Source organism: Candidatus Melainabacteria bacterium RIFOXYA2_FULL_32_9 (assembly GCA_001784615.1).
Taxonomy (GTDB): domain Bacteria; phylum Cyanobacteriota; class Vampirovibrionia; order Gastranaerophilales; family UBA9579; genus UBA9579.
This window is the reverse complement of record MFRQ01000120.1, coordinates 1-6,054: the sequence shown is the minus strand read 5'-3', so window position 1 is coordinate 6,054 and position 6,054 is coordinate 1. Positions and strand designations below refer to the sequence as shown.

7 protein-coding genes are annotated in these 6,054 nt (G+C 32.2%); 3 read left to right on the top strand and 4 right to left on the bottom strand.

Features of this window, described 5'->3' with window-relative positions; translation table 11 throughout:
- Positions 1 to 925: hypothetical protein (locus A2255_00940; protein OGI18097.1), on the top strand; the 925-nt coding region annotated here is incomplete at its 5' end.
- Between the two features lie 6 nt (positions 926 to 931).
- On the opposite strand, the gene A2255_00935 is transcribed toward A2255_00940, so the two are convergent.
- Together A2255_00935 and A2255_00930 are read right to left on the bottom strand one after the other, a co-directional pair.
- On the bottom strand, positions 932 to 1,888 hold the full coding sequence (locus A2255_00935; protein OGI18096.1) for a hypothetical protein: 957 nt from the start codon (positions 1,886 to 1,888) through the stop codon (positions 932 to 934).
- Between the two features lie 9 nt (positions 1,889 to 1,897).
- Positions 1,898 to 2,866, bottom strand: coding sequence for a hypothetical protein (locus A2255_00930; GenBank protein ID OGI18095.1), 969 nt, complete (start codon positions 2,864 to 2,866; stop codon positions 1,898 to 1,900).
- 340 nt (positions 2,867 to 3,206) lie between these two features.
- On the opposite strand from A2255_00930, the gene A2255_00925 reads away from it, so the two are divergent.
- Both A2255_00925 and A2255_00920 read left to right on the top strand, forming a co-directional pair.
- Positions 3,207 to 3,854, top strand: a complete 648-nt coding sequence (locus A2255_00925) for a nucleoside recognition protein (GenBank protein OGI18094.1) — start codon at positions 3,207 to 3,209, stop codon at positions 3,852 to 3,854.
- Positions 3,854 to 4,384: a spore maturation protein gene (locus tag A2255_00920; GenBank protein ID OGI18093.1), complete on the top strand. Its 531-nt coding sequence runs from the start codon at positions 3,854 to 3,856 to the stop codon at positions 4,382 to 4,384. Before A2255_00925 ends, A2255_00920 begins: the two co-directional genes overlap by 1 nt.
- A 242-nt stretch (positions 4,385 to 4,626) precedes the next feature.
- On the opposite strand, the gene A2255_00915 is transcribed toward A2255_00920, so the two are convergent.
- Together A2255_00915 and A2255_00910 are read right to left on the bottom strand one after the other, a co-directional pair.
- Positions 4,627 to 5,106 (bottom strand): hypothetical protein, encoded by a 480-nt coding sequence (locus A2255_00915; GenBank protein ID OGI18092.1) that lies wholly within the window; start codon positions 5,104 to 5,106, stop codon positions 4,627 to 4,629.
- Positions 5,107 to 5,222: 116 nt separating this feature from the next.
- Positions 5,223 to 5,849, bottom strand: coding sequence for a hypothetical protein (locus A2255_00910; GenBank protein ID OGI18091.1), 627 nt, complete (start codon positions 5,847 to 5,849; stop codon positions 5,223 to 5,225).
- Between the last annotated feature and the right edge of the window lie 205 nt (positions 5,850 to 6,054).

Genomic DNA, 6,054 nt, shown 5'->3' with positions numbered 1-6,054 from the left:
GCCAAGAAAAACAGGAATAGGTTTAATTAAGTGGCTCTTGGAGCTAAATAGCAGTGTTAAACAGTCTATAAGTCATCTTATACATACCAAACCTGATGTAATATTTGGAACTGGAGGGTATGTAAGCGGTCCTGTGCTTTTAGCTGCCGTTATACTGAGAATCCCTTTTGTTATTCATGATTCAGATGCTCATCCTGGGGTTGTAAGCAAGTTTATGGCCCTCTGGGCAAAAGCCGTTTCTGTTGCATTTGAACAGGCTAAAGATTACCTTAAATCGAAAAATATAGTGGTAAATGGTAATCCTATAAGGGCAAATTTTAGTACAGCATCTAAAGACATTGCATATACTAATTTGAATTTACATTCTGATAAAAAAACTATTCTAGTTATGGGAGGCTCTCAGGGAGCTAAAACCATAAATAACGCAATGTTAGAAGTTGCTCCAAGATTAATAAAAGAGTATGGGTTTCAGGTTATTCATCAGACTGGAAGAAAAAACTTTGAGGAATATCAAGAAAAAATCAGTGAAGTATGGCCTGAATATTGTAATTATTCTGAATATATCTTGAGACCATACTTTGATGAAATGGCTTTTCCACTTGCTGCTGCTGATCTTGCTGTTTCAAGATCCGGATCATTAAGTTTGTCAGAGTTAAATTTAAGCGGACTACCGGCGATTTTAATTCCATATCCATATGCAGCAGCTGATCATCAGAAATTCAATGCAATTGCTATGGAAAAAGCAGGTGCAGCTATTTGGCTTGAGGATTCAAAATGCAATTCTGATACTCTAATAAGCTTGATTTTAGAACTCGTACAGGATACTGATAGACTTAAAAGTATGCAGGAAGCAAATAAATGTCTAGCTAAACCTTATGCTACGGACAATATTGTAAAAATCTTAAAAGATATAGCAAAGCATTAGAGTTCTTTAAACATTTGCATCATAATTTTTTAAAGCATCTTGTACTAAAGAGATTGTTTTTTCTCTTGCTGCTTTTGGATATATGACTTCACAATAGTCTCCATACTTTAATAATCTCTGTAACAACATATTTCTGTCATCAACATATGCAGCAATTGTAATTGTTCCTGCTTCCGGATCTGTTCCTGCTATTTTTTCATCCTCATAAGGTCTATAGCCTTTGGCTAATCTTCCTTTAAGTTTAAAAATTATGGGTGATAAGACATAATTGTATCTGGATTTTACCGGTAATTGTTTTATTTCTTGAATATTATTTAAATGAAGTAATTGTTTTTCACCGGTAATAGAATTATAACCTGATATGAAAACATCTTTTGAGTCGTATTTAATAGATTTTGGCTCCAGGATTATTTGCTTTTCTTCATCACCAATAGGAAATTTATATTTAACAATAACTCTTTGATCTTCAACACAATATTGTTCAAACTTCTGAATTAATGATGTATATTGTGAATATTTCAAGGATAATTGCTGTAATTCATTAGTTTGAGCTTTTCTAATACTGTTTAATAGGGTTATTTGCTCTTCAGACAGATATCTTGATAACTTTTTCACCAGACTACGGAAGCTTTTTTGCAACCTTTCTTGATATAGACTTGATACATATCCTTCTAATATGATTAAGGTTCTAATGTCTTGCTCATTTAATCGCATAGTAAGTGGTGCTTTAACTAACTTATATGTATGATTATTAGCAGGATTTGGCTTCGAAACGTTATATCCTGCTGATCTTAATGTATATATGTATTTCAAAATAACTTCTTTTGAAAATGTCCTAGCAATGTTTGGGTCATTTGAAAAAGTATTATTAAGATAATCAATGCTACAGTCATTTGTATTAAGTAACTGCATTAAAAATAGCACTCTATAAGCTGTTGAGCTAATTTTTGTCTTTTTACCCATCTAGCACCGTTAGTTTACAATATCTGTATGTTTGTAGCTGTTATATATTGATTTTAACTTAGTCACTATCTCTTTTCTTATATTTTCAGGAGACATAACTGTGCAGTCGCTCCCATAAGCTAATGCACGCTGTATAAACTTAAATTTATTCTGAATTTTTGCTTCAACTATTATTTCTTTATCACTTTTTTCAATAATTGATTCATCTTCATTAGGAGTAAACATTAATGCCTGAAATCCTGTTAGTTTATATCTAACACAGTATACTTGGGGTGTATATCTGCTATTTTTAATATTTATAGCATTAATCTCTTTTATTCTATCAACTCTTAAATATATTATCTCATCTTGTGCCAGACTACCCCATAAGTAAAAGGCCCCATTTTCATAGCTGAGCTTATCCGCTGTTATTTCAATCGTTTTTTCTCCGGTTTCTGGAGATAAGTAATTTACCATTAAGGTTCTTTTTTTACTGCAATATTTTTCAAGAAGGGAAATTAATTGTGTTTTATGAGTAATTTCAATATCTCTTAAACAATCTTTCATTGTCTGAGTAAACTTCTTTTTATCTTCAGGGTCAAGATATTCCAGTATTGCATTATATAAATTATCTACATTAATCATTAATCTCCAGTCATCGAGAGTTGATATATATTTTCGTATTTCGACAAGGGTAAATATTTCCTCATCATCAAGTTTTAGCTTAAATGGATGTGATTTGAGGGCATACTTATAATCGTTATTCTTTGACGGTCTTGAAATTGTGCATCCTAAAGCCCTTAGAGTATTTATATAAATACAAATCGTGTCTTGAGAAAGTGATCTTGCACCAATAATATCTTGTTGAAGCCTCTCATTGATTTCTTTATCACTATAAGGCGCTTCAACAAGCATATTAAATATTGAGATAATTCTATAAGCAGTAACGCTTATAGAATCCCAACACTTGAGATCATTCTTATCTAACTTTAATGTCATATAAGTTAAGTTAACCCAACAACAAATCCGGATTTTGTCATAAACCTAAGTATATTACATATTTAGTTTTTGAAATTCTACATATTTTCCGTTTTATATGTTTTTGAATAAATTTACAAAAATTTACAATTGGCCGAAAGTCAGACTGGGTTTTTCTAATTAATAACTTATTTATGTTTTAAAATACAATAACAAGCTTATGCTTTTATCAATGATTCTTTTGATTATAAAAAAGCTTAAATAAGAAAATATAAAGTAAAAAATGTATATTTTTTTAAATCTACCTAGTAAAATATAGATAATAATATTTTTAAGTAAGTAATTTTTCAGGGAGATAAAAGTGTTAGGCTACATATGGTTATTTTTTATAGCTACAGCAGTAATATTGGGTGGTATAAACGGAAAGATTGGTGATGTAACTCAGGCTGCTATGGACTCATCTAAATTGGCCGTTGATATATCAATATCTTTAATTGGTGTAATGTCTTTGTGGCTTGGGATTATGAAATTGGCTGAAGCATCAGGGCTTATTAATTTTGTATCAAAGCTAATAAAACCTATTACTAAGAGACTTTTTCCTGATATTCCCCCCGATCATCCTGCAATTGGCAATATAGCCATGAATTTCTCAGCAAATGCACTGGGATTGACAAATGCTGCAACTCCTATAGGGATAAAGGCAATGAAAGAGCTGCAAAAACTTAATGCTAATAAGGGGACAGCAACTAATGCTATGTGTACTTTTTTGGCAATTAATACAGCCGGATTCCAGCTTGTACCGGCATCAATTATTGCTGTATTATTAGCTGCCGGTTCAAAAAATCCTACTATTATCATTGGTCCAACACTTTTTGCAACAAGTGTTGCATTAATTACAGCAATAACTATTGTAAAAATTCTTGAAAAAGCTCCTTGTTTTCAAGTAAAGCCCTCTCTGGAATCGGTTAGTTCCTGCTTTAGTGAAAAAACAGAAGGTGAGGCAGAATAATGAAAGAGATAATGGGGCTTTTATCAGCATGGGCTATACCATTGATGTTGTTACTTATTCCTTTATGGGCAGTTTATAGAAAAGTGCCTCTTTATGAAACATTTATAGATGGAGCTAAAGAAGGTTTTTCTGTCGGGGTTAAAATAATTCCTTATCTTGTAGCAATTCTTGTAGCTATTGGTATGTTTAGGGCTTCTGGGGCTATTGATATCATTGCTCAGGTATTTAGTCCTGCTCTGGGTTTGATAGGCATGCCAGCAGATATATTGCCTCTTGCAATAATCAGACCACTTTCCGGCAGTGGCGCCTTGGGAATAATGACAGAAATTGCTAATCAATATGGTGGTGATGCTTATATATCAAGGCTTGCTGCTGTTATGGTTGGAAGCTCTGAAACCACATTTTATGTCTTGGCCGTATATTTTGGTTCTGTTGGTATTAAAAATTTCAGACATGCCGTTGCAGCAGGGCTTATTGCAGATATAGCCGGCATGCTTGCAGCTTTGTTTATATGTCAATTAGTATTCTAGTACTCAACCATACAAAATTTGAAAGGTAAAAATATTATTTTAGGGAGGTATGTTTTCGGTGACATAGTCACTTTTATCAGTTATCAATTCTTCCAATAATATCACTTAAAATTATTTCAACGAGGATCAGCGACGGAGAAAATTTACCTCCCTAAAATGTCTTCATAACTTTTGAAACAGAGTACTAATATTATAACTATAGTCAAAGTTATTAAATAGCTAAATAAAATGATTATTAGAGATTATTGATGCTTTTTCCTGAGATCTTCAATAATATTTTCTATTTCCTGCCAATTCTTTTTGCCCTGTTCTTCGAAACCGCAACCGGGATTGTAAAAAGTTCTTTCGTGTGGAATAGGATACATGCGACATAATAATGGACGATCTTCGTGTATTAAGCAGGAATTATTTTCTCCTATAAACTTGCAATAAAAGAAACTGACATCGGAATCCTTGCCAAATCTTTCTAATACCCTGTCAATAAAGCCTACCCCAGCCTCTTCTGCTTCTTTTCTGGAATTGTAAGGTGCAAAGATTGATAAAAAATCTTTTGCTCCTTCTATTTGAGATGGATCTTCATCTGTACTTTCTGCTAATTTCTTAATTTCCTCGTAGGATAATCCACCTTTAAAAGTAGCTATTTTACAGCATTTACCACACATATTACATAAATATTGAGGGAGTTTTAATAATTCTTGCACTCTTTTAACAGCTTCAGACATTTTTATCTCCAAATTTACTAGTTAATCTTTTTGGCGTGAGGAGAATATTTTAAACTTAAGTTTATATCATTTTTTAATCTAATAATAAAGAAAAAGTTATGGTAATTATGCTGGTTTTACCAGAACATTGAGCCAAATTTCTCCCAGGGCTTAATTTTTTCTTCAATATTTTTTCTTAATTCTTCTACAGTCATTTCCTTGCCTGGAACTTTTCCATCTTTAGACAGGCTCTCAATCATATATAAATATTCTTTTACTGACCTAACCATTTTTTTATGTTTTTCTCTTTGCTCAAATTGCCATCCTTCAAAACCACAACCCGGAGGCATAACTGACCAACCATGATTTGGAGCTCTTCTACAGCAGTTAGGTCGGGTTTCATAGATTGAACATTTTCCGTCATCAGTTATATGAGGGCAATAGTAAAATGTTACTTTATTGATATCAAAATCCTTATCATCTTCCAAAATACTGAGAACCTGCTCCACTTGTTCTGGGACGATTTTTCGGGCTTCTTCAATACTGGAATACGGTTTGAATATTTCTATAAAAACTCGGGCCTCTTCTAGTCCCTTATCTGACATTTCTTTTAATTCATCGTATGTAAAACTTGTGGTTATTGACTTACAGCATCGTCCGCAGGTTTTACACAGATACTGAGGAAAAGCCTCTTTTGCTTGGCTCTGTTCATAATTATTGATTTCATTGTTGATGTTTATTTCATCGGGAGTATTAAAATCCATCTTAAACCTCAAAAAAGAGTTAAACTTTCAAATATACATTTCTATTATAAGTTATATAAGAATTATTGGCTCCACTGAATGTTTTAAAGTGTGTAAATCAAAATAAAAATATTTCATATCTGTAATATAACTTAATAGAAACAAAATATAGAGCAAGTTTTAGGAAAAAAATTTTTTATATAAATAGTGATCATTAAATCAGGTC

Excerpts from the sequence above, each read along its gene's own strand:
- A2255_00920 (OGI18093.1), top strand. The coding sequence starts at position 3,854 with ATGAAAGAGATAATGGGGCTTTTATCAGCATGGGCTATACCATTGATG.
- A2255_00910 (OGI18091.1), bottom strand. The coding sequence starts at position 5,849 with ATGGATTTTAATACTCCCGATGAAATAAACATCAACAATGAAATCAAT.
- A2255_00935 (OGI18096.1), bottom strand. The coding sequence starts at position 1,888 with ATGGGTAAAAAGACAAAAATTAGCTCAACAGCTTATAGAGTGCTATTT.
- A2255_00915 (OGI18092.1), bottom strand. The coding sequence starts at position 5,106 with ATGTCTGAAGCTGTTAAAAGAGTGCAAGAATTATTAAAACTCCCTCAA.
- A2255_00930 (OGI18095.1), bottom strand. The coding sequence starts at position 2,866 with ATGACATTAAAGTTAGATAAGAATGATCTCAAGTGTTGGGATTCTATA.